The 25598-nt window shown below is 50.5% G+C and carries 22 protein-coding genes; 12 read left to right on the forward strand and 10 right to left on the reverse strand.

The window, feature by feature from the left end; genetic code table 11:
• Window positions 1–170 precede the first annotated feature (170 nt).
• Together FS806_RS20425 and FS806_RS20430 are read right to left on the reverse strand one after the other, a co-directional pair.
• The gene (locus tag FS806_RS20425; protein ID WP_144940314.1) at window positions 171–1739 is read right to left on the reverse strand and encodes an FAD-dependent oxidoreductase; all 1569 of its coding nucleotides are present in this window, start codon (window positions 1737–1739) and stop codon (window positions 171–173) included.
• Window positions 1740–1751: 12 nt separating this feature from the next.
• The gene (locus tag FS806_RS20430) at window positions 1752–2846 is read right to left on the reverse strand and encodes a glycoside hydrolase family protein (protein WP_144940316.1); all 1095 of its coding nucleotides are present in this window, start codon (window positions 2844–2846) and stop codon (window positions 1752–1754) included.
• 401 nt (window positions 2847–3247) lie between these two features.
• On the opposite strand from FS806_RS20430, the gene FS806_RS20435 reads away from it, so the two are divergent.
• The 8 genes from FS806_RS20435 (at window position 3248) to FS806_RS25905 (ending at window position 13049) form a co-directional block, all read left to right on the forward strand.
• Window positions 3248–5578 (forward strand): helix-turn-helix domain-containing protein, encoded by a 2331-nt coding sequence (locus FS806_RS20435; RefSeq protein ID WP_144940318.1) that lies wholly within the window; start codon window positions 3248–3250, stop codon window positions 5576–5578.
• 316 nt (window positions 5579–5894) lie between these two features.
• Window positions 5895–6860, forward strand: a complete 966-nt coding sequence (locus FS806_RS20440) for an ABC transporter permease (protein ID WP_144940320.1) — start codon at window positions 5895–5897, stop codon at window positions 6858–6860.
• Between the two features lie 23 nt (window positions 6861–6883).
• A complete protein-coding gene (locus tag FS806_RS20445) occupies window positions 6884–7759 on the forward strand; it encodes a carbohydrate ABC transporter permease (RefSeq protein WP_144940322.1) in 876 nt (291 codons plus the stop codon).
• 71 nt (window positions 7760–7830) lie between these two features.
• The gene (locus tag FS806_RS20450; RefSeq protein ID WP_260982189.1) at window positions 7831–9396 is read left to right on the forward strand and encodes an extracellular solute-binding protein; all 1566 of its coding nucleotides are present in this window, start codon (window positions 7831–7833) and stop codon (window positions 9394–9396) included.
• A gap of 633 nt (window positions 9397–10029) precedes the next feature.
• A complete protein-coding gene (locus FS806_RS20455; RefSeq protein WP_144940326.1) occupies window positions 10030–10572 on the forward strand; it encodes an RNA polymerase sigma factor in 543 nt (180 codons plus the stop codon).
• Window positions 10559–11716 carry a hypothetical protein gene (locus FS806_RS20460; RefSeq protein WP_144940328.1) on the forward strand — a complete coding sequence of 386 codons (1158 nt, stop codon included), beginning with the start codon at window positions 10559–10561 and terminating at the stop codon, window positions 11714–11716. The genes FS806_RS20455 and FS806_RS20460 overlap by 14 nt, the downstream gene beginning before the upstream one ends.
• A gap of 195 nt (window positions 11717–11911) precedes the next feature.
• Entirely contained in the window at window positions 11912–12823 is a 912-nt protein-coding gene (locus FS806_RS20465; protein ID WP_144940330.1) for an NAD(P)/FAD-dependent oxidoreductase, read from the forward strand.
• A gap of 79 nt (window positions 12824–12902) precedes the next feature.
• Window positions 12903–13049: a hypothetical protein gene (locus FS806_RS25905; protein ID WP_186328456.1), complete on the forward strand. Its 147-nt coding sequence runs from the start codon at window positions 12903–12905 to the stop codon at window positions 13047–13049.
• 31 nt (window positions 13050–13080) lie between these two features.
• Here the strand turns inward: FS806_RS25905 and FS806_RS20470 are convergent, their stop codons facing one another.
• On the reverse strand, window positions 13081–13872 hold the full coding sequence (locus FS806_RS20470; RefSeq protein WP_313960609.1) for a DUF2161 domain-containing phosphodiesterase: 792 nt from the start codon (window positions 13870–13872) through the stop codon (window positions 13081–13083).
• Window positions 13873–14112: 240 nt separating this feature from the next.
• On the opposite strand from FS806_RS20470, the gene FS806_RS20475 reads away from it, so the two are divergent.
• Window positions 14113–15033, forward strand: coding sequence for a TIR domain-containing protein (locus FS806_RS20475; protein WP_144940332.1), 921 nt, complete (start codon window positions 14113–14115; stop codon window positions 15031–15033).
• 170 nt (window positions 15034–15203) lie between these two features.
• Window positions 15204–17099: a PrkA family serine protein kinase gene (locus tag FS806_RS20480; protein WP_144940334.1), complete on the forward strand. Its 1896-nt coding sequence runs from the start codon at window positions 15204–15206 to the stop codon at window positions 17097–17099.
• Window positions 17100–17341: 242 nt separating this feature from the next.
• Here the strand turns inward: FS806_RS20480 and FS806_RS20485 are convergent, their stop codons facing one another.
• The 3 genes from FS806_RS20485 to trmL form a co-directional block, all read right to left on the reverse strand.
• Window positions 17342–17584 carry an AbrB/MazE/SpoVT family DNA-binding domain-containing protein gene (locus FS806_RS20485; RefSeq protein WP_144940336.1) on the reverse strand — a complete coding sequence of 81 codons (243 nt, stop codon included), beginning with the start codon at window positions 17582–17584 and terminating at the stop codon, window positions 17342–17344.
• A 176-nt stretch (window positions 17585–17760) separates the two neighbouring features.
• Window positions 17761–18162: a DMT family transporter gene (locus FS806_RS20490; protein WP_144940338.1), complete on the reverse strand. Its 402-nt coding sequence runs from the start codon at window positions 18160–18162 to the stop codon at window positions 17761–17763.
• Window positions 18163–18303: 141 nt separating this feature from the next.
• Window positions 18304–18768: a tRNA (uridine(34)/cytosine(34)/5-carboxymethylaminomethyluridine(34)-2'-O)-methyltransferase TrmL gene (trmL, locus tag FS806_RS20495; protein WP_144940340.1), complete on the reverse strand. Its 465-nt coding sequence runs from the start codon at window positions 18766–18768 to the stop codon at window positions 18304–18306.
• Between the two features lie 403 nt (window positions 18769–19171).
• Between trmL and FS806_RS20500 the strand changes: the two genes are divergently transcribed.
• Entirely contained in the window at window positions 19172–19930 is a 759-nt protein-coding gene (locus tag FS806_RS20500; RefSeq protein WP_144940342.1) for a response regulator transcription factor, read from the forward strand.
• A gap of 119 nt (window positions 19931–20049) precedes the next feature.
• Here the strand turns inward: FS806_RS20500 and serC are convergent, their stop codons facing one another.
• Complete coding sequence (gene serC, locus FS806_RS20505; RefSeq protein WP_144940344.1) at window positions 20050–21138, reverse strand: 3-phosphoserine/phosphohydroxythreonine transaminase; 1089 nt, start codon at window positions 21136–21138, stop codon at window positions 20050–20052.
• Window positions 21139–21245: 107 nt separating this feature from the next.
• On the opposite strand from serC, the gene thpR reads away from it, so the two are divergent.
• Entirely contained in the window at window positions 21246–21842 is a 597-nt protein-coding gene (gene thpR, locus FS806_RS20510) for an RNA 2',3'-cyclic phosphodiesterase (protein ID WP_144940346.1), read from the forward strand.
• Between the two features lie 192 nt (window positions 21843–22034).
• On the opposite strand, the gene glnA is transcribed toward thpR, so the two are convergent.
• From glnA to ftsW, 3 genes are all read right to left on the reverse strand, one after another.
• A complete protein-coding gene (gene glnA, locus FS806_RS20515; protein WP_144940348.1) occupies window positions 22035–23459 on the reverse strand; it encodes a type I glutamate--ammonia ligase in 1425 nt (474 codons plus the stop codon).
• A 252-nt stretch (window positions 23460–23711) separates the two neighbouring features.
• A complete protein-coding gene (locus FS806_RS20520; RefSeq protein ID WP_144940350.1) occupies window positions 23712–24404 on the reverse strand; it encodes a phosphatase PAP2 family protein in 693 nt (230 codons plus the stop codon).
• Between the two features lie 8 nt (window positions 24405–24412).
• Window positions 24413–25549 (reverse strand): putative lipid II flippase FtsW, encoded by a 1137-nt coding sequence (gene ftsW, locus FS806_RS20525; RefSeq protein WP_144940352.1) that lies wholly within the window; start codon window positions 25547–25549, stop codon window positions 24413–24415.
• Window positions 25550–25598 lie beyond the last annotated feature (49 nt).

Here is a 25598-nt window from a genome sequence, read left to right on the forward strand (position 1 = left end):
ATCCCTCCACCCGCATAGCGGGTGGTTTTTTGTTTCGCACGCTTCGCGAGCTCAACTGGCTAAAGCCATAATAAAAACCCGCTAAGCCCCAATTCCGACGGGCCTAGCGGGTTTTGGTTTATGGGGCATACTGCGCCCTATGCCCATTGCTGCCGGGCATTTCCTTCAAGCTATACCGCTGTGATTGCGGGCCAATCCAATTCAATGCCTTCGCGCACCAGCAGAGCCTGGAAATCAGCCAGCAGCTCGGCCTGATTTCTTACCTGCCGTGGGGTCACTCCGCGCTCCAGACAATAGGCGGCCAGATAACCGGCAGCCTCGCCGATATTCCATTCCACCGGATGGAGGCGATAACATCCGTTCGTCAAGTGGGTGACCCCAATGTTCTTGCATGCCGGCAGCAAGTTATTGACCCGTACCGGAATCAGGCTGCCCAGCGGGATCTGGAACGGCAGGCTCGGGATATAGAGGCCGACCGTCCCTCCGGTCGTAGGATGCAGATCGATCCGGTAACAACCGACTCCAACCGAATCCGGGAACTTCTCGGCCCCCTGGTCTCCGCGTGTCGTCGGGCTGATGTGCTGCTCCAGTACGGTAAATTCCGCACGGATGCGGCGGGACTCGCGGATGTACGGGTACTTGGCCAGTCCGTCCTCCGTTCCCACTACATCCTTCCTCAAGCGAATTCCCGGATATCCGCGCCCCCCGTCCGGACGCGGTGCTTCCGTCTGCAGCCAATAAAGCAGGCTGAGGCTTAATTGCTTCGCTTGCTCCAGATTCCGCTCTCTCTCATCCTCGCTCACTTCATATATATTCCCAAGCCAATAATCATTCTGCGGCCAATTGACAATCGTTACATCGCTGTCGAAGACTCCCTCCGCGAACAGAGTACGGTCCACTATTCGCCGATAATCCCATAACGGAAAATAGCCGGGCTCCGGAAACAGCGAATAACCCTTTTGATGCGAAGCGAAGGAAGTCCAGCTCAGCAGCTTATCCGGTTGGAAATCCGCTTGATACTCCCTCCAAAATTCGTAATCCCGCGGTTTCTCAATCGTATGATCCTCCCCTTCGCGGTAATCGACGGCAAAGCAATAGGTGATCGACTGAATATCTCCGGGCTGCGCAGGTCCTTCCAGCGCATTCGGCTCTCCAGTCTCATCACTGGATTCGGCTCCTGTCACGTATTCGACGCCGGCTAACGGCAGCACATCCCCGCATTCTGTAGCATCGAGGAAATAAGGAGCGGTCAGCACCGTCTCTTCCCCCGTCCGCAAGCAAGAAACCGTTACGGAGACGACATCGTCACCGGACGTTTCCGCCCGAACCACCCGCCGGTTCAACAAAACCTGTACGCGGCCGCTATGGATATACGGTGCCAGCATTTCTTCGAAGCAGGCAAGCGCTACCCGGGGGTCTATACAAAGACGGCTGACAATGCCGTTCCCCGGATTGAGACGTTCGTTCCGCATCGCCTCGGGGGTCATTGCAAAATTTCTTTTGTAGTAATCGCGTGCCCGGTTCCGAAACTCCCGGTAGCTCGCGGTGCAGCCGAACTGTTCAATCCAGCGGTGCTCGTCTGCGGGAACGGCTTGGCTGGTGAACTGGCCGCCCAGCCAATCGGTCTCCTCCGTCATAATTACCTGTTTGCCCTGTTTGGCCGCAGCCAGCGCTGCTGCACAGCCGCCCGTTCCGCCTCCGATAATAACGATATCGGCACGTAGACTTTTTCTATCCATTAGATTCATCACCTATTTCCTTTCACTCGATTCTGCGTTTATATCCTCGGCCTGGTCCAGCACCAGATAGGATAAAATCCCTGCGAATGTAGCCGCTTTGCGAAATGTCGTCGTCACCGGAGTGCGCTCCGGATCATCAGAAGTTACCTTGGGCCGGAAGCAAGCGGCCCCTTCCTTAAGAACAGCTTCCTCCGTCTCACACAGCCGGCTTATGACATAATTACTGGCTCCTTCTATCTCGGGGCAGCGGGAGAAGGACAGCCAAATTTCCCAAGCGTTGTTCCAATCCCGGCACCACCAGGGAGCTTCGTTGAAGTCATTCGGACCTTCCTCCATCGCCTGCAGCATTGTGTCTACCGCTTCCCTTGCCACTTGGTTCCAACGGTCCTGCAACGGTGGCGGAAGAAGAGGAACGACCGTGTGGGCAAAGGCTATGATCGTTCCTTGGTAAGCAACGCTATTGCCCATACCTACCTTGCCATCCCATAGCTCGGTATAGGGCCACCAGCCGGGACTGTGCTTGCCGAACCGGTCGGCCACATGCCGCACTATTTCCTCCGCCTTCGCCCGGAAGAGCTCCTCCCCTGTGACCTGATACGCTCTGCCGAATGTATGGGCGGCATAAATGTCGCCATTCAAGACATCGTGTCCTGTAGCGTTCGGATTTTTATAGACGGCGCCCGGATTCTCTTCGGCCACCTGAGTCAACAAGTATTGAGCCGACTGCACAAGGCTGCTTCGTGCCGCTTCACTGCCAGTTCCCTTATAAAGATGATATAAGCTGTTCGCTACCGCACCGATTTCCGCAATGTCGACCGTCCCGGCTTCTCCCTTCTTTACATAATAGGGTTGTCCGAACGCGCCCTGAGGAAGCTGTCTACGCCGTACATCCTCTGCCAGCTTGCGGGCGATGTCCTTGCCGTCTCCCTGATGCAGCTTCCAATCCAGCAAGTAAAAGCAGGCCGCCTCGCCTGTCGTGCAGCAGCTGGCCCGATCCCCCAGTTCCTCATCGTAAATGTAGAGCGCGCCCGTCTCTCCCTCTTCTCTAAGCAGTCCGTCAAAATAAGGCCTTAAACGGGATACGACGGATGATACAATCAAATTCATGTGGAGCTCCCCTCTTTGATTGAAAATTTGGTACAATGAAGATAAAATTAATATATCATGAATGGGAGATTTTTTCCCCTATTTCTTACTGATAATAAAGAAAATTTCCAGAATAGAAGCCGCGTCCTCTTTGAGCTTCTTCGCCGTACACAGATGCACAATGAACCGGCGAATATCGTGGACGTTCTCTCCGATGAACGATTCCGCGCCCCGGTTACCTTCATAACATGATCACGGTCCCCACACCCGAACTTTCATAGCGGCCGTGTTTTTGCTTTGAACGGCGTCTTCCGCTATTTTACTTTGACAATAACGAATAAACTTATCACAATGATAAAGTGGCCCCGCTTACATCTGAGGCAGGAGGCTTTACGCGACTTTGGGATGGGGTGAATAACTGAATGCTTCATAAATTGAATCTATGGCGAAACCGATCCTTCAGAAGAAAATTATTTATATATTCCATCCTGATCTGTATAGTTCCGGTGATATTGCTTGGAACCGCTTCCTCCATTATTGCCTCGCGCATGGTTCAGGAGGAAGTGAATCATAACCAGCAGATTATTCTGCAGCAGATGCAGTTCCAAATGGACAGCATGCTGCAATCGCTGGACAGGGCATCCATCCTGCTGGCTAACAATGCCGCCGTGGAGAAATCCGTGGAGCTGGGCCCTACCAACAAAAATATTGACTACACGCTGGAAATGATCGATTCGATTAAAAAACAGCGCAGCTTTTCCAATATCGATTATGATGTCGCTATCGCCTTCACACTGTATAACAAAGTATATTCCAACAGGGACGGTTTCCTGGATCTTACCGACTATCCCTATTATGGATTGATTAAAAATACGGAGACCCACTACGGATCCGCGGTCGCCATTCCGCCCCATACGTATCCGGGACAGGACGAGCTTCTGTTTATGCGGCCGGTGCCGATCTTCTATTCCGAACAGAAGAAAGGGCTGCTTATTCTGCAGGTCCCGAACGAAAAGCTGACTTCCTTCATCCAATCCGTCAATTTGGGAGAGCGAAGAAAGCTGTATATCGTCAACGAAGAAGGAACCATTGTTCTGAGCAAGGATTCGGACACTATCGGAACGAAGCTAAGCCCATCCGTCTTCCAAGCGGCGTCATCCGGAACACAGTCCTACTCCGGCCCTGTTGCCGTTGACGGAACCGATTACAATATATCGGCGATCAAATCTTCTTTTAACAATTGGAGCTATATCGCCATGACAGAAACCGCACTGTTAACGGATAAAGCCGATAGAATTCAGACGATCACCTGGATTGTCGCTGCTGTTCTAACCTTGGCGGCTGCCCTTCTGTCCTTCGTCGGAGCCAAGAGATTGTCCTATCCTATCCAGAGGCTGCTCAACATGCTGTCCGGGGATGCCAGGAAATCCGCGCATACGGACGATATTCAGGAGTTGGACTCTTTCATTCAGAGCATGGTGAAGACGAATGACCGGTTGAAGAGTGAAATTAGCGAGCAGCTCCCGTACCTTAAGGAAACCGTCTTCCAGCAGCTTCTGCGCGGCGAGATGAGTGCCAAAGAGATTATCAGAGCCTCCGAAAGATACGATTTTCCGCTTCGGGGGGCCTGGTTTCACGTCTGTCTCGTCGATGTCGATGAATATGTCCGCTTTCAGCAAAATTACCGTGAACGCGACCGTTCGTTGATGATGTATGCCATTCGCAAAATCGTGGAGGAAATATGCGAGGAGAAAGAGAATCTCTCCTGCTTGACGGTAACCCCTCTACCGGGGCAAGTCGCCGTGATCCTTGGCATAGAGGAATCCAACAGCGAATCGATAGAAGCTATGGACCGAATCGCCGCCGAATTCCGGACCAATATCCGGCAATATTTTCAATTCTCCGTGACGGTGGCGCTCAGCCGCCCTTACAAGGGCTATACCCAGATCAGTACCGCTTATCAGGAAGCGCTGGAGCTTCTAAGCTACCGGCTGTTAATGGGACATGACCGGATCATCTCTTCCCGGACGATCGAACCGGATATCGAGCAGTCACGAACGACCGTCGTCCGATGGCAGAAGGAAATTGTGTCCAGTATTTCTCAGGGTAACATAGAACAGGCGAAAGCGAAGCTGGAGGAAATTGCGGAACTGGTCCCCCGTTATGTCCACAATTCGGAAACAGTGCTTGGGTTGTTCGCTTATTTGATTGGAGAGCTGGACTATTTCCTTCAGGAAGCGGGGTTGAACGCGGAGGAAATATTCCCGGGTGATCCGTATAAGCAGTTATACTCCATGACCCGTTTGTCGGAAGTGACGGTCTGGTTTACAGAAACGATCTTCCCGGCGATACATGCCCAGGTGAGCGGCCTTCATGCCAACAAGCAAAAGAAAACCGCGCGGCAAGTGATGGACTATATTCACGAGCATTTCGAAGAAAATATTTCACTGCAGTACGTTGCCGATGAGCTCAAGCTGTCCCCTTATCACATCAGCCGGGCATTTAAGGAAGAGACCGATACGAATTTCGGGGACTATCTGATTCAATACCGGATGGACAAGGCGAAGGAATGGCTGATTTACAGCGACATGCCGATTAAAGAAATCTCCGAAAGGCTCTGCTATACTTCGGTGCAGAATTTTACCAGAATCTTCAAGCAGGTTGCGGACATGCCTCCCGGCCAATATCGTAAAAAGTACCGTGACCCGGCCAAAGAGAATCCCGACGGAGAATCGTCAAAGCTTCTCTCATAATTAAGTGTCCTTGGTTCGAACAACTAAATACCAAATTATTCAAAACAGGAGATCGGGCATGATTAGAAATTCTGCCCTGATTTCCTGTTCTTTTTTTCATCTCAAAATAACATAATACCGCCAGTGACGAGAGGGTATTACAAAGTGTCCGGATCCGGCTATGGCGGATTAATCTTTTGTTGCACTTCTTTATCTTTTACCGCAAAACCCGCTTCCCTCAACAGATAATTGCGTTTAATCCGCCTAAGCCCCATAGTAAGCAGTACGAAAGCGCAGGTTTACGCCATCAAACTATAAGGAGGTAATCCGTACTGTTATGAAAGCCCAACCAACCGAATCTCTTCCTACACCTCCCCTTCCGGGTTCCAAAGCAACCATTTGGCGCAAGCTGGCGAAAAGAATGTGGAAGGACCGGTTTTTGCTTCTCATCGGCCTGCCGGGGATCGCTTATTTCATCCTCTATAAATATGTCCCGATGCTCGGTCTGTATTTGGCCTTCATTGATTTCAATCCGTTCATCGGGATTACGCAAAGCGAATGGGTAGGCTTCGCCCATTTTAAAACGATTTTTGCCGACGCGGAAATCGTCAACGTTCTATGGAATACCCTGCAAATCTCTTTTTTGCAAATCGCTTTTGCATTTCCTATCCCGATTGTGCTGGCCATGATGCTTAACGAGCTGCGCGGTCAAGTTTACAAAAGGGTTGTGCAATCCATCGTTTACCTGCCCCACTTCTTATCCTGGGTGGTGGTGATCGGGATCTGTATCATCTTCATGCGAAGCGAAGGATTAATCAATCAGTTTCTTAACATACTCGGCTGGGAAGCGGTTCCCTTCCTTTCCAATCCGTCCTTGTTCAAGCCTATCGTCGTTCTTCAAGTCATTTGGAAGGAATCCGGATGGGGGACGATCATTTTCCTGGCTGCCTTGGCTGGCGTCAATCCCCAGCTTTATGAGGCCGCGGTCATGGACGGGGCCGGTCGGTTCCGGCGTATGTGGCACGTCACTCTGCCCGCCATCCGCAGCACGATTGTCATTCTGCTTATTCTGCGACTGGGCAATGTTATGGACAGCGGCTTCGAGCAAATCTTTCTGATGCTGAATCCGTTCAATATGGAAGTCGGGAACGTGCTGGATACTTACGTCTATTTCAAGGGAATCGAGCAGTCCGACTACAGCTTCGCTACCGCTGTTGGATTGTTTAAGGGAGCAGTCGGCCTGATTCTGGTCATGTCCGCCAACTATCTAGCCAAAAAATTCGGAGAAGAAGGAATCTACTAACAAGGAAAAGAGGTGCAGCCTAAGTGAAGGAAAATACATGGAGTTCACGCCTGTTTGACGGAGTCAATATCGTGCTGCTGGCTCTTATTTCGCTGGTCATGCTGATTCCCTTTCTGTACGTAGTAGCGGTATCCTTCTCATCGTACAAGGATTTTCTGGAGAGCAGCTTTGTTCTTATCCCTAAAGAATGGGTCATCGACTCCTACCAGTATATTTTCGGCTCCAGCTCGTTCGTGCGCTCTATCTTCGTGACGGTTTATATTACGATACTCGGTACGTTCATCAATTTGTTCTTTACGGCTACGCTGGCATATGTTCTGTCAAGACCGGTTATCGGTCAGAAAGTCGTCTTGTTCGCCGTATTATTTACTCTGCTGTTCTCGGCCGGGATGATTCCGACCTATCTGGTCGTCAAGGAGACCGGGCTCTTGAATTCCATCTGGGCGCTCATTCTGCCGGCTGCGATCAGTCCGTTTAACCTGATTGTCATGAGACAGTTTTTCATGAGCATTCCGCCGGAATTGAATGAGGCAGCCGTGATCGACGGGGCTAACGACCTGCATACGTTTATCAAAATCATCTTGCCTTTGTCCAAGCCTTCCATGGCGGCCTTCGGCCTGTTCTACGCGGTTGCTCATTGGAACAACTATTTTACAGGAATTCTGTACCTGAACGACCCGGCCAAGTGGCCCATTCAGGTCATTCTAAGGCAAATCGTAGTGGTCAATGAAGCACAGAATTCGCTCGGGAATCCGCAAGTGCTGCTGGAGCACTCTCCGCCGGCGGAAACGATTCAGATGGCGGCCATCATCGTCGCCACCCTGCCTATTCTGCTGGTCTATCCGTTCCTGCAGAAGCATTTCGCCAAGGGGGTGATGCTCGGTTCGGTTAAAGGTTAAATCGAAGCAGTATTGCCTGAGAAGTCATTATCGGGATAAACTTTGGATAAGGGGGATAATCTGCAATGAAAATGAAACCATGGTTAGCAGCAAGTCTGGTGCTGGCGGTATCGGCAATGACGGCCGCCTGTGCCTCGAAGCCGGAAAGCGGCGGTGCAAGCGGCGGGGAAACAACCAAGGAGAACGAGAAATTCACGATTACCGCTATCGATTTCCGTTACGGAACGATTCCGCCGGCGAACGGCAAAGGCATCGAGATGATCAATGAGCGGTTCAATGTGGATTACAAACCGCAATATGTCGTACAATCCGATTATGTACAGAAGCTTAGTGCCGTTATTGCTTCCGGAGACATTCCGGACATCATTGTCATGGAAGGCACGGATTCGAATTTCTATAAATGGGCCAAGCAAGGGGCGTTCCTGCCTCTTAACGAATACATGGACAAATACGAAACGTTCAAGCTTATTCCGGACAATGTCCGCAAAGCCGTAACCATCAATGGCAATATCTATGCTATTCAAAGGTATTTGACCGAAAATTATGAGCTGACTCCGGTAATCCGTAAAGACTGGCTGGATAACCTCGGCCTGAAGGTTCCGACGAATTATGAGGAATTAAAAGAGGTGGCCATCGCCTTCACGAAGAATGACCCGGACGGCAACGGTAAAGATGATACTTACGGTATGGCCATGTCCCAGAATATCAACCCTCATTACGGAATGGGAGCTTATTGGGATTGGAATGCGTGGTACCACAAGAACGAGGATGGACAATTTATTCCCGGCTTCATTTCGGAAGCGCGCAAGCAGCACATTTCCTTCCTGGCCGATCTTTATAAGGAAGGGGCCATTTCGAAAGATTTTGCCCTGCTGAACTGGGCACAGACGAACAAGGAGTTTTACTCGGGTAAAGCAGGAATCTTCATCGGTACTCCCCGCGGAATGAACTCCACTTACATGCAGGGGCTCGTCGATATTGATCCGAAGGCCGACATTGTGCCGATTCCTCCGTTCGAGGCTCCGGATGGCTCCAAGGGCTTCACCTCGTCCGCCGGATACTACGGTGTGATTATGCTTAACGCCAAGCTCAAGGATCAGCCGACCAAGGTGGAGAAAATTCTGGAGATGATCGATTTCGGCCGCAAGTTCTATCCTTTGGAGGAGCGCAAGCCGGATAATGCCGATTTCGACTGGATGAACGGCCACGAAAACAATGGCTACAAGATAGTAGACGGCAATGTACAGAGAGAACCGGATGAGAAAGGTCTCTCCCCGTTCAATTATATGCCGGATAACCGGATGTGGGCACCGAACGATCTAGCCAACGGCTATTCGAAGGAATACCCGGTTGAGCTTCTCCGTAAATTGGCGGCAGAACTGGAGACTATGCATAGTGAAACAAAGCATTATATCAATCCGATGAATGCAGTCTTCTCGGAAACACGATCTGCCAAGGGCTCAGAGCTGGATAAATTCCTGTTCACCGAACAGACGAAGATGATCGTCGGCGAAAGACCGATCTCCGATTGGGACAAAATGGTTCAGGAATGGATGGACAAAGGCGGCGCCCAAATTATTAAAGAAGCTAATGAGGGCATGAAAGAGAACGGTTATACCGAGCCGCAATGGAAGTAATATAAAACGGGGCTGCTCATTGGTCATCTTAGATGACTTATGGGCGGCCCCTTTATTAATTTCATTTTTCATTATGATGTCTAATAATCGGGGTTCAGGCCAAGGAGTCCCTTCTCATTTTTTGTGTATCTGTTCTAAGAAAGCTCCCGAATTGTTTTCAGCTTGCATTTTTTCTAATTGCTCAATTTCTTCGGAAGTCACTGCATAAGGATGAATACATACAAAACGGCATACAAAAAGCACCCCATCGCACGACAGGATGCTTTATAAGCCTATTAAATGACTTACAGCCCTTTGGTCTTATCATCATTGTAGGCAGCCGTCAGGATAGCCGTGATGAACATGATAAACACAAGAATACTGATCCAGAAAGAAAGAGACATTAGAAGCACCCCCCGGGCATTGGTTAACTTTATTTAAGTATCGATGGCGTTCTTATAAGTAAACACCTATATTATACCCAATGAAGGTCAAAAAGAAAACGGCCAAATGTGAACATTTCCTAACACGTCTATTGCTGTCGACATTGTTAAAGCTGAATAACGGAAAGTCGGCCGAAGACAAAAAAATATAGGCAGCCCCGGTGGGAACCGGTTTCGTTTTAAAGTGTCTAATAGGTTGGAGGTGAGGCCAGTGGAGAAATATTTACAGTATGCATCCAAGATGGATGACCATGCTTTTCGCGAATTAATGAACGAATATGGTCAGGAGGTCTGGAATTATGCTTATTTTCTAATTCGCCGCTTTGACGCAGCGGATGATCATGTGCAGGAGGTTTTTATCCGCGTTTATCAAAATATTGGCTCCTTTCGCGGAGAATCATCGATTAAGACATGGCTGTTCGCCATAACGCGAAACTTGGCTTTTAATTACAAGAGATCTGCCTTTATCCGCAAGGTCACTTTAACGGATTGGATCGGCAGGCGAGAAAGCTCCCCCTCGGCCGAGAAGGAAGCGCTGGATCAAATACTCACGGACGATCTGTGGAAGATCGTACTGGACCTGCCGGACAAGTACCGGGAAGTGCTTGTGCTGGACGCCAGATATGGACTTTCCAATAAAGAAATAGCCGGCCTGTTGAAGATCTCCGAGGGCACGGTCAAATCCAGGCTTCATCGGGCAAGAAACAAGGTAAACGAGCAGATGAAGGAGGGAATCAAATATGGCATCATCTAAACCGGAATGGTACAACCGGCTGCAGACAGGACCCTTTAAGAAGCATACGTTTACACAGCATACTATTCAACGGATCGAGGCCCGGATTTCGTCTGAACGAAGCCGCAAGCGACTTTCCCGGAGAAGCAGGGGGATGCGGATGCTGGGTGGAATTGCGGGAGCAGCTCTGTGCCTGGCCTTGCTGTTGTGGTTGATGCCTGGTGGCCGCCCTGCCAACACTATTTCCGGAAATCCGGTTTTTAACGCGGCTAAAATCCATGTAGGCGATAAGGTGGGAGGCATGAAGGTGATTTCCAAGGAGGAAGGCACCTACGGAGTCGACTCCGTCAAGACTACTTTCGAAGGAAGACTCGAGCTTAGCGGCCAATTTGAATATTATTACAGGGACACGGAGCCCTATAATCCGAATGATGTCATTTTTATCCCCGATGAAGCGTCAGTATTGCGGCTTCCCCGCCCGGAATCGATGCAGGATATAAGAGTAAGGCTTGCTTTGGACTTTACGGATCCGCAGGAGAAGGCTAGCTTCGGGACTCAAGGCTCCACCGGAACGGCGACCATCATCATTGACAGCTATAGCGTTGTGGCCGCCGAAATTGTCGAAGGCGTCCCTAACCGGGCACATCTAGCCGGTATATCTGAGATTTCTCTTGCTCCCCGGGTAGATCCGGAAACGGCCAACCCGGATTTTGACAAAGCCATGGCCGATTTCCCTCCCGCTCCATTGAACGCAAAAGGCGAGCTGGATACCGAAGGCATGCAGCCTTGGCTGGAGCAGGTGGATCAGCAATTTGCAGAAGGATTGGTCATGAATGAGAAGCCGATTAGCGCTAATCAGAGGGGACGTGTACATGAGTGGCTGAATCAGGTATTTACTGAGGAGAAAACTATTGAACTGCTGGATACTTATGTACCGGAGATTGGGGGCGGCGAATATATGATCTTCGGAGGGCTGTCCAATCTGTTCCCGCCCGTAATAATCGAGAAATTCGAGAATCCGTCTCTGGAACGGCAAGGCGAAAATTCCTACCGGTATTCCGTTATGCTAATAGTAACCGGCACTGAGAATTACAAGCTGTTCTGTTCCGTTACCTTAGAGAACGGAGTCTGGAAAATCGGGGATTATTATTATGAGCCCTCGTGAGGAACTTTCCGTAAAAATGCTTTAGTCCAATCGTCATCTGACAGTGCCGCGCAAAGCGTCATGGATGTTCCCAACTGAGATGTTGTCACCTGCTCCCGCTTATTTGGATTAATGGACGATTTCGTGTTAGGTCATACTAACCTTGTACGATATGACCCGCCGGATATAAAGCGGCAGCTAAGGAGAACAGAGTATATGAGCTACGAATGCATTATTGTAGGGGGAGGCATTGCCGGACTGCAGGCCGCCATCCAGCTTGGACGGTATGAACACCGTGTGCTCGTCATCGATGCGGGCAGCGGGAGATCCGTGCTGTGCCGAAAATATCACAATCTTCTCGGATGGCCGGAAGGGGTATCCGGCGAATATTTGCGGCAGTTGGGGCGGCAGCATGCCGAAAACCATGACGTTGAATTTGCCGACGATTTCATTGTCGATGCCTATCGCGACGAACCCGGTTTCGTCCTTAAGTCCCGAAGCGGCCGTGAATATCACTGTCTGACACTTCTTCTCGCCACAGGAGTCGTGGACCGGATTCCGGATGATCTTCCCGAGCTCCTCCCCTGCCTCGGTATAACCGTGTATGTATGCCCGGATTGCGACGGGTACGAAATCCGCGGCTTCTCCACCCTCGTCCTGGGCTCCGGGGAAGCGGGAGCCCGGATGGCTCTCACGCTGCAGCCGCGAACCCACCAGCTTGTCTACATCAACCACGGGAGACAGGCGGTCGAACCGGATACGGCTGCCCGTCTGAAGCATAAGCAAATTCCGGTCATTGATCAGGCCATCGGCGAGGTTTTGGTTGAAGGAGACGGCCATTTCCGCGGGGTTCGCTTAACGAATGGAGAGATGGTGCAGGCGGAAAGAGCCTTCGTCGCTTTCGGAGGCAATCAGGTGAATTCGCAGTTGGCGGAGAAGCTGGGGATCGAAAGGCTGGAGAACAAGCACATCCTCACCGACCCGCGAACGAAGATGACTAACGTCCGGAACGTATGGGCTGCCGGAGATATAGCGGTGCATTCCGAACAAGCCGCCATAGCCATGGGCGATGGCTCGCAGGCAGCCATATGGATTCACAAGGCTCTCTCGGCACTGTCGGACCGCTAGACCAACGAGCCGTTTGAATAAACCCAGCTTCTCCGAGACAAGCTATTTCAGACAACAAGAAAAGAGGGAGGCGTTCCAATTGAAAAACTCCAACCCGCAAAACCATAATCCCAAGTCCAACGAAAAAGAGAACAAGAATTTAACGGATAAGAAGCCTTCGGACGATGCTTTACAGGCCATGACCGGATTTATTAACCGGAAAGATCCGGACAAGGACGATTGCTAAAGTCATGTCAAAAAAATAGAAAACCCTGCAGCTAAAATGGCAAAGCAGGGTTTTCGTCATGGTATGAATCCGGGCGGCCCGCCCTATCTTCCATCCGTTCAACCACATGGGCAAACTCTTGAAGCGCCTTCTCCCCTTGGGGGGTAAGGGCATAAATCCCCCGGCTCACCCGCTGAAACCAGCGGTAATAATTATGCTGCAGAAGTGCCGCCGTCTTGGGGTTCCCGGTCAGCTCCTTTAATTGTCTGGGAGCCATTGGTCCGTTAAGCTTCAGATAATAGGCGCATTGAAGAGCTTTTTCCCGGTACGCGGTGACGAGCTTGCGCTGGGTACTTCCGCCTATATTATAATCCCCGCTCCTCTCATTAAACTCTTTCACCAGCCTGGCCGTTTGCTTCAGGTTCTTCCTGGGAACATAGGGTTCAGGGTGGCATACGACTTCCACCAGCGGCGCTTTCCGCTTATAATAACGGACCGTCATCAGCCCCAGGCCGAGCATCCTGCACAGCCGCTGCAGATCCCCCCATTTGAGTTGATGAGGGGCCCGTCCATGCTCCTTCTTCTCAATAGCCAAATAGACCATGTCCGATTGACGCAGCCTGTCCACTCCCTGTACGAGCAGCGGAATCGTAAAAGATTTCTTCAGCTCCACAATGACGGGCGGCTCCTCTCCGCGTATGGCGACCAGGTCGCAATTCTTCACTTCTCCCTTAACTTCATAGCCCAAGCTCTCCATATATGCCTTAACCGGCGCATAGAGCTCGGTTTCGCTTCGAATCGGCACGTATTCTTCTCTCCCTGTTAATGCTGCAATCTTGCTCAATCGTATGACGGCTCTTCCTATTTGATTGATGAAACTTTATCCAAATATGGATGACCATTCGCAGGTCCATTCCCGTCCGTTTCCCCTTTGCCCGCGCCTTCCCCTGCCCTTTTCAAGCGGGTAAAGACCTATGCCTTCTATGGAAAATACGGCTTCGTTCATCTTTTTCCCATTATACCATACCCCCACAAACCCCGTACCGTTCGCGAATGTTGAAAGCAAGAAAGGAGATGATCCCCTATGGGCCAATTGCCCAAGCGCTGCTTATTCTGCGAGAAAAATATTACCGGCATATATGTAAAGGAGCTGGGGAGTTACCTTTTTAGAAAATGCTATTGTACCGGGACAGGAGAGTACGAAATAACTGAGGAGGCTTATGAACGGCTCAATGCCCGCCCGCATCAACAGAAGAGAGAGCAATACCCGCTTGTTTCCGGGTACATCCGGGAAATGTGCGAGCGGCAGGAGCAAGTGAAGCTTGTGACCGATGATCTCAGCTTCATTCTGGAGTCGCCCGGAATCCCCAGGACTCTGGAGGCTAAGAAGAATAAATGTCTGGTCTATCTGTACCGTCATTCAGACCGGCCCGAGGACCCCGTCGTTCTGGACCCGATCCAGTCCGCCTACAACCTGACGTATTCCCCGAATTTACAGGAATTTATATATATTTTGGAAGAGTTAAAGGCAAGCAAGCTTATTTCCCGGATGGGATCTACGCTGCGGCTGACCCCCAAAGGCTGGGAGGAAGCCGCGAGATTAACCGAGGGCAAGTCCGGACGGACGGTCTTCTTTGCCGTGCCGGGCGCATCTCCCGCCGCGGAAGCCCTGCGCGATACGGTCATCCCGCAGTTGGATGAGAACGGATATGCAGCGGTTATACCGCCGGCGGCAGCGGAGCTCCCCGGGCATTCCCGGGACACGCTCGAGCAAATCCGGCAGAGTGACCTGGTCATTGCGGACCTGAGCGGGTCCGATCCTAAGGTATGTTTCGAAGCCGGTTATGCGCAAGGAACCGGCGTACGGGTCGTGTATATCTGCCATCAAGATGATTCGCCGGAGCCCGGTTTGTCCCTCATCCATCCGGGACAACCGCTCCGCTGGAGCACTCCGCAGGAGTTGGCGGACAAGCTGACGGCCTATCTTGCGGCGGGGGCAAGCTAACGCGGAAACTTGGCAGAATAGCAGGATTTCGCCGCATGTAAGCTTCTTAAGGAGATCGTTTCGAAGCTTTTTTATCCGGGGGATCTTGGAATTTCGGGAAACATCTCTCGCTCCTCTGCATAGTTATTAATACGTTGGTTTAGCACTTGCTGGGGAGAGAGGAGGCAACCATGGATATTTTCAAACGTATATCCGAACACCGGACCGAAATGGAGAGGCTGTCATGGACCGGTACCTTTGCGGAATATCTCGAAAAAGTGAAGAACAACCCGGAACTGGCAATGACCGCGCATGCAAGAGTTTATAAGATGATCGAATCCCATGGGATCGAAGAGCACAACGGGCAGATTAAATATAAATTTTTTGAGCAAGAAATTTATGGCTTGGACCGCTCCATCGAGAAACTGGTTGAGGAATATTTTCATTCCGCCGCACGGCGGCTGGACGTCAGAAAACGGATTCTGCTGCTGATGGGCCCCGTCAGCGGGGGAAAATCTACGATTGTCACTATGCTGAAAAAGGGGCTGGAGCGGTTCTCCCGCCAGGAGGAAGGCGCCGTCTACGCCATTAAAGGCTGTCCGATGCATGAAGAGCCGCTTCACTTGATCCCGCAGGAATTGAGAGAGGATGTCGAGAAGGAGCTTGGAGTCAAGATCGAAGGAACACTCTGTCCATCCTGCCAAATGCGGCTAAAAACCGAATACAACAACCGGATAGAGGACGTCCTGGTCGAACGCGTGCTGATTTCGGAAGAGAACCGGGTCGGAATCGGAACGTTCAGTCCGTCCGATCCGAAATCGCAGGATATTGCCGACTTGACGGGAAGCATTGATTTCTCGACCATTACGGAGTACGGCTCGGAATCCGATCCGAGAGCCTACCGGTTCGACGGAGAATTAAACAAGGCCAATCGCGGACTGATGGAGTTCCAGGAAATGCTGAAGTGCGACGAGAAATTTCTGTGGAATCTGCTTTCCTTAACGCAGGAAGGCAATTTCAAGGCCGGACGCTTCGCATTGATTTCCGCCGACGAATTAATTATTGCCCATACGAATGAATCCGAATATCGTTCGTTCATCGCGAACAAAAAAAATGAAGCGCTTCAGTCGCGTATTATCGTCATGCCTATTCCGTATAACCTGAAAGTATCCGAAGAAGAAAAGATATACGCCAAGCTTATCAAGCAGAGCGATATGCAGCATATTCATATGGCTCCCCATTCCCTTCGCGCCGCAGCCATTTTTTCGATTCTGACGCGGCTTAAGGAATCCAAGAAGCAGGGAATGGATCTGGTCAAGAAAATGCGGATGTATGACGGGGAATCCGTGGAGGGCTACAAGGAAAACGACCTTAAGGAAATGCAGAACGAATTTGTCGAGGAAGGGATGTCCGGAGTCGATCCGCGGTATGTCATCAACCGGATTTCGAGCGCGCTCATTCGCCATGACGTGCAGTGTATCAACGCTCTGGATGTGCTGCGGGCTATCAAAGACGGCCTGGATCAGCACCCTTCCATTACGAAAGAAGAACGGGAGCGTTACCTTAATTTTATTTCTATTGCCCGCAAGGAATATGATGAATTGGCGAAGAAAGAAGTGCAGAAGGCCTTCGTCTATTCTTTCGAGGAATCGGCGAAAACCTTATTTGAGAACTACCTGGACAATATCGAATCGTATTGCAATTGGACGAAGATGAAGGATCCTCTCACCGGAGAGCCGGTGGACCCCGATGAACGGCTGATGCGTTCCATTGAGGAGCAAATCGGCATTTCGGAAAACGCCAAAAAAGCGTTTCGCGAAGAGATTCTCATCCGGCTGTCCACCTATTCCCGCAAGGGCAGAAAATTCGACTACAACACTCATGAACGGCTGCGAGAGGCTATTGAGAAGAAGCTCTTCGCCGACCTTAAGGACATCGTTAAAATTACGACATCGACCAAAACGCCCGACGCCACTCAGCTCAAACGGATTAACGAGGTGACCCGCAGGCTTATAGACGATAACGGCTATTGCCCGGTCTGTGCGAATGAGCTGTTGAAATATGTGGGCAGCCTATTGAATCGATAGGATGGGCAGCGGATAAAAAAAGCTCCTAACGAAGCCTCTTCGAAGACGAATAACCCGGTTTTAAAGGCAGCTTTTTATGCCAATTAGAAAGTTGTTCCATTTTAATGCTTTTATGAACTTAAACTTTCTAATGTGGTAAGATAGAAGCGCACCTGCCAGGTTGGCAGATGCGCTTTTATTTTTGTTATCGTCATCATTAACAATCGCGGTTGTATAAAGTCCGGGCTTATGTAAGCAGCTTATTATTTCCCCGTTACCTGCTGCAAACATTCCGCACAAATGTGCTTGTCCTTAAATTCAACAACGCTGTCCATGGTTGTGCAGAAAACACAGCGTGGGCGATACCTTTCCAAAATAATATGGTCACCCTGCACGAGGATTTCTACCGGGTCCCCTTCATTCATTCGGAAACGGTTCCTTAACGATTTAGGAAGGACAATTCTTCCCAGTTGATCAACCTTGCGAACGATCCCGGCTGGTTTCATTCCAAATCACCCCAATCTGAGTTAGCATTTCACCCCTCTTTATGATATTCGTAACCGCCTTCTGTTTTATGTCGCTAATTTATGTCGCTAATTGTGCCACTACCTTAATATGGGAAAATACACTTACCAACCGCGCACCTAGTAAATACCCCCGCCTTTCCGGGTTGAAACACCCCTTACTTATCTTGATTGGCGTTCGCATCAGGCTGGACAATAATAGACAAGGATTCATTGTTTACGGCCGCACCGCCCTTTGCTTTCGCTTCTCCTCCTATGTTAAGACCTATAACTCCAAGAATAATAAGCAGGATGGAGGCCGCCTTGAGCCAGGTCATCGATTCCTGGAACACCATATAACCGATTACCGCGATAGCGGCTGTACCGAGTCCCGACCAGATCGCGTATGCGACACTTACGGGAACATGCTTCAAGGATAAATTCAGGCTGGAAAAAGCAAGTAAATAAAAAACGATCATCAGAGCGGATGGCCAAACTTTCGTAAAGCCTTGCGACAGCTTCATCGAAACCGTCCCGGCTATTTCCAGTACTATGGCTAACAACAAATAAACCCAGGGCATCCTCTTCACTCCTCTCGAATTGGACTTGTTGGTCCGGATCCTATATACGGCAACGGTCAAAGAAACATAAACAGCGAGCCGGTTGCCGCAGCCTGACTCGCACTCTAGCTTATTATGGTTCGGCGCGTATAGCAGCCGTTGTTAGGTTAAGCCTTTAAATTGAAGCTGGCGAAGGCCCTCGTATAGAATAATAGCCGCAGAATTGGACAGATTAAGCGACCGGACCTCTCCATTAATTGGAATTTTGATGCAGGTATCTTTGTGCTCCTCCAGAATCTCCTTGGGCAGACCGGCCGTTTCTTTGCCGAACACGAAGAAATCTCCATCCCGAAACTCGATATCGCTGTACCATTTCTGAGCCTTCGTCGTCGCGCAGAAAAACCGCCCGTCGGGATACAAACGCTTAAGATCGGCGAACGAATCGTGATACTCCAATTTAACGGATGGCCAGTAATCCAACCCCGCTCTTTTCAACGCTTTGTCATCTGTAGAAAAGCCCAAGGGGCGGACCAAATGAAGACATGTCCCCGTTGCGGCACAAGTCCGCGATATATTTCCCGTATTAGCGGGGATCTCCGGTTCTACCAAAATAATGTGAAATGCCATAGCTTCTCATTCACCTTTCTGAAAAATGCTCTGCGTCTATGATAGTAAGCCCTGCTTAAAGTCTAGCGGCAATTGATGGCTGAAATTTCGCTTCCTGGTTTGGGAAAACAAACAGGCTGTTATCCTCGTGATTTGCTGCGAAATGCAGCATGGAGACAATCAATCACCTGCAGATTTGCAGGTTCTTCTCTCCCGGCTTACCGCATCTCTAATCTTGACATAGTTGCCGCCCTGGTTTCAAGTGCTTGTTAGCTCCCCGCACTCCAGCCGCCTATGACGAAAGACACTACCGTTCAGAAGTTACGATTTATAAATTTTACATATAGTTTACTTATCATTAATTCGCCACTGACATAGTTAAGCAATAATTAAAATAAATCAGTAGAAAAAGGAGACCATGCGGATGAAGAACAGAATTTTGGTCGTTGACGACGAACCGTCCATTGCCATGCTGTTGGATTACAATTTGAAGCTGGCCGATTTCGATGTGCGTTGTGTTCACGATGGCGGAGCGGTACTTGAATCGATCCGCTCTTTCCGACCCGATCTTCTCGTGCTGGATCTCATGCTGCCTACGATGGACGGCGTTCAAATCTGCCGCAAGCTGAGGAGCGAGGGAAGCCGTATCCCGATCATCATGCTGACGGCCATGCAGGAAGTGTCAGACCGGATCGCCGGACTCGACCACGGAGCCGATGATTATATGATCAAGCCATTCAGCCCACAGGAGCTGATCTCACGTATCCGGGCCGTATTGCGCCGGGTCGGCGCTTCCGCCCCGCAGCCGCCGGCAACCGATATCCATCTGGGCGATATCTGCATAAGCTCCGAACGCAGAGAAGTCACCCTGAACGGCAAGCTGATCGATCTGACGCCCAAGGAATTCGAATTGCTGCTTTATTTGTGCCAGCATCAAGGACGAGCCTTAAGCCGCCAGCAGCTGCTGCAAAATGTATGGGACTATCATTTCCTTGGCGATACCCGGATCGTAGACGTCCATATCAGTCATCTTCGCGATAAAATCGAGGCGGACCCGCGAACTCCCCGATATATTCAAACCGTTCGCAGTGTCGGCTACAAAATTACAGACCCGTTGACTGTCCACGGTCAACGCAAGAGCGTTTCTTCCGCCCTCAGGCTTAATTGGGAAGAGTCATCTTGAGCACAACATCAAATAAAGCAGTGCATTCCCACAGGAGGAACACGCTGCTTTATTTAGTTGTAGTCACAGCCGATTGGCAATTGAACTACTCCTCTCCCGCTCGGCAATTGCCATTGCATCTACCCGTTGCGACGCTGGAAATCAGCCATGAAATCGGCCAAAGCCTTGCAGCTTTCATAAGGTACGGCATTATAAGTCGATGCGCGCAGATGTCCGACGCTGCGGTGCCCCTTCAAGCCGACAAACCCGTTCGCGGCCGATTCCTCGATAAATTTCTTCTCCAGCTCGTCCGATTGCAGCTTGAAAGTGATGTTCATGATCGAACGGTCCTGCTTGACCGCCATTCCCTCATAGAATCCTCCGCTGTTATCTATGGCGTTATAGATCAGAGCCGTTTTCTCCCGGTTCATCTTCTCCATGGCGTCGATTCCCCCGTTCCTCTGAATCCACTTCAAGACGAGGTTCATCATATATACCGAATAAACCGGAGGGGTATTATATAACGAGTTATTTTTAACATACGTATCATAGCGGAGCATTGTCGGAATCGTCTTGGGAGACTCCTTCACGAGATCTTCGCGCACGATAACGAGCGTCACCCCGGAAGGTCCGAGATTTTTCTGCGCTCCTGCATAAATAAGCGAGAATAGGGAAGCATCGAATCGATGGGACAAAATATCGCTGGACATATCACCGATTAACGGTACGCTGCCCGTCTGCGGAAAGGTGGTATATTGAGTCCCTGCGATCGTTTCGTTAGAAGTAATATGAAGATACGCCGCGTTCTCGGGAAGCTGAATCTCGTCCAGGGATGGCAGATTAAGCGGTCCTTCCTCTTTGGAAGCCGCCGCGGCATAAGTGTCTCCGAACAGCTTCGCTTCCTTATAGGCCTTGTCCGCCCAGCTTCCGGACAGAACATAAGCGCCCTTCCTGCCGGGAGCAAGCAGGTTCATCGGCACCATCGCAAATTGTGTGCTCGCGCCCCCCTGCAGGAAAAGAACCTTATACCCGGAAGGAAGCTCCAGCAATTCCTTGACCAGCTGCTGGGTTTCATCGTTAATCTGCTCGTATTGCTTGCTGCGGTGCGAGATTTCCATAATGGACATGCCAATCCCGCCGTAATCGACGATCTCTTCCTGAGCCTGCTGCAGCACCTCCAGCGGGAGTGCCGCCGGCCCTGCGTTAAAATTGTATGCTCGATTTGCCAAGTTCCACACCTTCTCCATGTATGATATCGTAATGATAACAATATTTTTATACCGCTTCAACATTTAATAGACATTAGAGACAACCGCAAGGAGGCATCCCGATACCTATGGCATCATCAGCCCGGCTCTTTATCGCCGTCCCGATCGCTCCCCCGGTCAAGAGAACGCTGGAGGAATGGACCCGGCAGCTATCCAATGAGCTTCCCTTTCGTAAATGGACCCACCCGCTGGATTATCACATTACTCTGCAATTCCTCGGAGAGACTTCGCCGGAAACCCGCAGCCAAATCGACCAAGCCCTTCCGGGAGTAGCCGCAATGCATCCGCCCTTTGTTCTCTCTCTGGGCAAATTAGGCTATTTCGGTCCGAACCGTTCTCCGCAGATTCTATGGGCAGGAGTCGAAGGAGAAACCGCCCCTCTGCTGTCCTTGCACCGCTCAACCGTTCAAGCCATGCAGAAGCTCGGCTTCATGCCGGAAGACAGACCTTACCGCGCTCATATTACATTGGCGAGAAAATATATCGGTTCGGCCCCCTGGCCCTCTTCATCCCTGCCGGGTATGCTCTCGACGGAAGATCTAGAAACCGCCTGGAGCGTAAACGAGATTGTGCTTTACCAGAGTCATTCCGGCCAACGCCCAATGTATGAAACGCTTTCCACTTACCCCTTAGCCGGGAACACATTGAACGACCCCACAAAGTGACGTATGCCTTCGAAGCGTATTCCGTTCGCACCCTAACAGGGTCGGCGTCTAAACCTTCCTCTAAACGCGGTCGCTCTTCATGACTTTCCTTCGATAAAGGTTTATACAATACTTTGCGGGGAGCCCCCAATCTTATAGATTCTATACTATTGAACAAACCGCCGGCAGCAGCCGGCGGCATTCGTGAGCCGTTTAGCAGTCGAAGTAGAGCGAGTATTCATGGGGATGAATCCGGATTTGCACACTTTTGGCTTCGGCCCGTTTCAAATCAATATAGTTCTCGATAAACTCCCTCGTGAACACTCCGCCCTGCAGCAGGAATTCATAATCGGCCTGCAAGGCGTCGAGCGCTTCATCCAACGTGGACGGCACACTGCGGATATCTCTCTTCTCGGCATCCGATAGATCATAGATGTTCCGGTCCATCGGTCCGTAACCAAGCTCTCTCGGGTCGATCCGATTCTGAATTCCGTCCAGACCGGCCAGAAGCATAGCCGCAAAAGCGAGGTACGGGTTCGAGGTCGAATCCGGCGTCCGGAATTCGATGCGGCATCCTTTCGGCGTGACGGCAGCAACCGGGATACGGATGGCGGCCGAGCGGTTTCCTTTGGAGAAGACCAGGTTCACCGGAGCCTCGTAGCCGGGTACCAGTCTTTTGAACGAATTGGTGCTCGGATTAGTCAGTGCCAGCAAGGCATTCGCATGATGGAGGATGCCCCCGATGTAATATAACGCGGTATCGCTTAAATTCGCGTAGCCGCCTTGACGGTAGAACAGCGGAGTGTCCCCGTCAAAAATACTTTGGTGAACATGCATCCCGCTTCCGTTATCTCCAAACAAAGGCTTCGGCATGAAGGTTGCGACCTTCCCGTACTGGCGGGCGGTGTTATGCACGATATATTTATATTTCATTAAATTATCCGCGCTCGCCGTCAGCGTATCGAAGCGAAAATTGATCTCTGCCTGACCGGCGGTAGCCACTTCATGATGATGGCGTTCGATCCGGAGGCCCGATTCCATCATGATGCGGCACATTTCGCTGCGCAAATCCTGCTGCGTATCCGCCGGGGCAACGGGGACGTATCCCCCCTTATGCCGAATCTTAAAGCCGAGGTTGCCTCCCTCTTCCTTGCGGGAGCTGTTCCAGAAGGCTTCCTCCGAATCGACTTCATAATAAGATTTATTCATACCGCTCTCGTAGCGGACATCGTCAAAAATGAAAAATTCAGGCTCCGGCGCAAAATACGCCACAGTACCAATTCCCGTCTGCTGGAGAAACTCTTCCGCCTTCTGCGCGATTCCTCTCGGGTCTCTGTCGTATCTCTCTCCATCGGGAGTGTAGATATCACACATCACAATCAACGTAGGGTGTGCCGAGAACGGATCGGCATAGACGGTTTCGGTATCCGGCATCATAACCATATCGGAATCTTCCACGCCTTTAAACCCCGGGATAGAGGAGCCATCAAAAGCAACGCCGTTGACGAAGGTATCTCTCCCTACTTCAACGGCCGGCAGTGAAATATGGTGGGCCTTCCCATTCAAATCCACGAATCGAAAATCCACCCATTCTATTCCGTTTTCTTCTATCATCCTTAATATTCCGTCAGCAGACATGCCTGAATACCTCCATTATCCGAACATTTATTGAGAAGCTAATGATTAACGTTCCATTTTTATCATCTTTCCCTGAATAATTATAAATCTGCTCGAATTAGCCGTCAATAGATATGTCAGGTTTTGTTACATGGAGGTTACAGCCTTAAATATTACCAGTATCCCTGATAGAAACATGCAAATCCGGCCGTCACCCTGACAGGTTCGGCTTTACCCCGTCCAAACAGGGAAATTCCCTATAGTAACGACAGCCTAATTCGCAGTGCCGGGAGATGTCCGTCCTTCCGAACTATGTGGACCGGATAATGCTGGCCGGGTTCCTCTATCCCGCAGGATGAACCAGACCGTGAGAAGCAGCCAGAAACCGCTGGCCAGATAGCCGCCAAGGACATCGCTAGGATAATGAACTCCCAAATAGATTCGGCTGGTACCAATCGCCAGGACCGTTCCCGCGCTAACGAGAAGAATGATCCCGCGCCACAGCGGCCGGTGAATATACCGGAACAATAGAAAAACTATCATTCCATATAAAGCTAAAGAATTCATGGAATGCCCGCTGGGAAAGCTGAACCCCGTTTCCTCAATCAGGCGGTGCAGCTCCGGACGCTCACGAATAAAAGAGTGCTTCAATATTTTATTCAGCAAGGCGCAGCCTCCCAACGCCGCTACGGCGAACATACATGCCCGCATATCTTTCTTGACTGCAAAGAGATAAATCAGAACGGCGATTGCGACTCCCACGATAAATTCGGTCGATCCCAGGAACGTAAAGCCTTTCATCACCAGGGTCAATACCGGAACCTCCCAGCCCTGTACAAGCGCAATCATTTGACTGTCAAAATAATGTATCGCTGGTCCGTCAATGTCGAAAGCCAACAGGCTAAAACAAGCCGCGAACAAGAGGCTTAGTATGAGCACCGTGTTCCATTTCTTCGTTTGCCCCATGATTTTCCCTACCTTCCTGTTGAAAGTGTCTTTTGATTTTCCATTCGAAGTCGATTATTCTCCCGGGAGATGCTGAGCAGGATGCCTGTCCCCGCCATACTTATTAACAAAGAGGAGCCCCCATAGCTCGTAAACGGAAGGGTGACCCCGGTAATCGGCAAGCTTCCGGTGACCGCCCCCAGATTAAACACGATCTGTATGCAGAACATGGCCACAATCCCCATGCCCAACAGCGTACCATATAAATCCTTGCATTTTAAAGCCGCAACGAAGCCGCGCATAATAAACAGGCCCAGCACCAGCATAAAGCCAACGATTCCGATAAAGCCCAATTCTTCTCCGATCACCGCAAATATAAAATCGGTATGGGCCTCCGGGAGATAGTGGAATTTCTGAATGCTCTGGCCCAATCCCGCCCCCGCAATCCCGCCCCGGGATAATGCAAAAAACGACTGGATCAGCTGATAACCCGAATCAGCCGGATCATCCCATGGGTTTAAGAAGGAGGTCAGCCTGCGGAACCGGTAGCTTTCGAAAATAGCCAGCATCAGCAGTACCGGAGCCACGGCTAAAGCCAGTAAGGAGATATGCCGCAGATTGGCTCCTCCTACGATGACGAGAATGAAAGTAATACAGAGCAAATTGAGAGCCGTGCCCAGGTCAGGCTGGCGCAATATCAGCACAACAACAATTCCGATCACTACTAAGATGGGAGCAAGGCCCTTCTTAAAATCTTGAATGTGGGTTCCTTTCTTACTGATCAAATAGGCTAAATACAGGATGATCGAAAGTTTAACGAACTCTGCGGGCTGCAAGCCGAATGGGCCTATGTAAAGCCATCTCGTCGCCCCCTTGGCATTGGTTCCGACCAAGAGCACCAGCACAAGCAGTATCAGAGCAAAAATTAAAGAAGGGTAGGCCAAACGCTTCAGCCGGCTAAAGGGGATATTCATCAGCACCAATAAAACCAGCCATCCCAGCAGGGCAAAGACGATCTGTCGCTGGACAAAATACCAAGAGTCCCCATACTTGTGCAAGCCAAGGGGTGAGCTGGAACTGAAAACCATGACCAGCCCGAAGCCTACTAATAAAAATGTGGAAAACAGCAAAATAAAGTCTGGCCTGCCTCGCGGCTTGTGTTCCATTACGGCCATCCCCCTTTCTATTTCCCCCTAAAATAAAAACACACCTTCA

The sequence above is a fragment of the Paenibacillus sp. 32O-W genome, from assembly GCF_007679495.1.
Lineage (GTDB): Bacteria > Bacillota > Bacilli > Paenibacillales > NBRC-103111 > Paenibacillus_L > Paenibacillus_L residui.

Excerpts from the sequence above, each read along its gene's own strand:
- FS806_RS20425 (WP_144940314.1), bottom strand. The coding sequence starts at position 1,739 with ATGGATAGAAAAAGTCTACGTGCCGATATCGTTATTATCGGAGGCGGA.
- FS806_RS20430 (WP_144940316.1), bottom strand. The coding sequence starts at position 2,846 with ATGAATTTGATTGTATCATCCGTCGTATCCCGTTTAAGGCCTTATTTT.
- FS806_RS20435 (WP_144940318.1), top strand. The coding sequence starts at position 3,248 with ATGCTTCATAAATTGAATCTATGGCGAAACCGATCCTTCAGAAGAAAA.
- FS806_RS20440 (WP_144940320.1), top strand. The coding sequence starts at position 5,895 with ATGAAAGCCCAACCAACCGAATCTCTTCCTACACCTCCCCTTCCGGGT.
- FS806_RS20450 (WP_260982189.1), top strand. The coding sequence starts at position 7,831 with ATGAAACCATGGTTAGCAGCAAGTCTGGTGCTGGCGGTATCGGCAATG.
- FS806_RS20460 (WP_144940328.1), top strand. The coding sequence starts at position 10,559 with ATGGCATCATCTAAACCGGAATGGTACAACCGGCTGCAGACAGGACCC.
- FS806_RS20465 (WP_144940330.1), top strand. The coding sequence starts at position 11,912 with ATGAGCTACGAATGCATTATTGTAGGGGGAGGCATTGCCGGACTGCAG.
- FS806_RS20475 (WP_144940332.1), top strand. The coding sequence starts at position 14,113 with ATGGGCCAATTGCCCAAGCGCTGCTTATTCTGCGAGAAAAATATTACC.
- FS806_RS20480 (WP_144940334.1), top strand. The coding sequence starts at position 15,204 with ATGGATATTTTCAAACGTATATCCGAACACCGGACCGAAATGGAGAGG.
- FS806_RS20485 (WP_144940336.1), bottom strand. The coding sequence starts at position 17,584 with ATGAAACCAGCCGGGATCGTTCGCAAGGTTGATCAACTGGGAAGAATT.
- FS806_RS20490 (WP_144940338.1), bottom strand. The coding sequence starts at position 18,162 with ATGCCCTGGGTTTATTTGTTGTTAGCCATAGTACTGGAAATAGCCGGG.
- trmL (WP_144940340.1), bottom strand. The coding sequence starts at position 18,768 with ATGGCATTTCACATTATTTTGGTAGAACCGGAGATCCCCGCTAATACG.
- FS806_RS20500 (WP_144940342.1), top strand. The coding sequence starts at position 19,172 with ATGAAGAACAGAATTTTGGTCGTTGACGACGAACCGTCCATTGCCATG.
- thpR (WP_144940346.1), top strand. The coding sequence starts at position 21,246 with ATGGCATCATCAGCCCGGCTCTTTATCGCCGTCCCGATCGCTCCCCCG.
- glnA (WP_144940348.1), bottom strand. The coding sequence starts at position 23,459 with ATGTCTGCTGACGGAATATTAAGGATGATAGAAGAAAACGGAATAGAA.
- FS806_RS20520 (WP_144940350.1), bottom strand. The coding sequence starts at position 24,404 with ATGGGGCAAACGAAGAAATGGAACACGGTGCTCATACTAAGCCTCTTG.
- ftsW (WP_144940352.1), bottom strand. The coding sequence starts at position 25,549 with ATGGAACACAAGCCGCGAGGCAGGCCAGACTTTATTTTGCTGTTTTCC.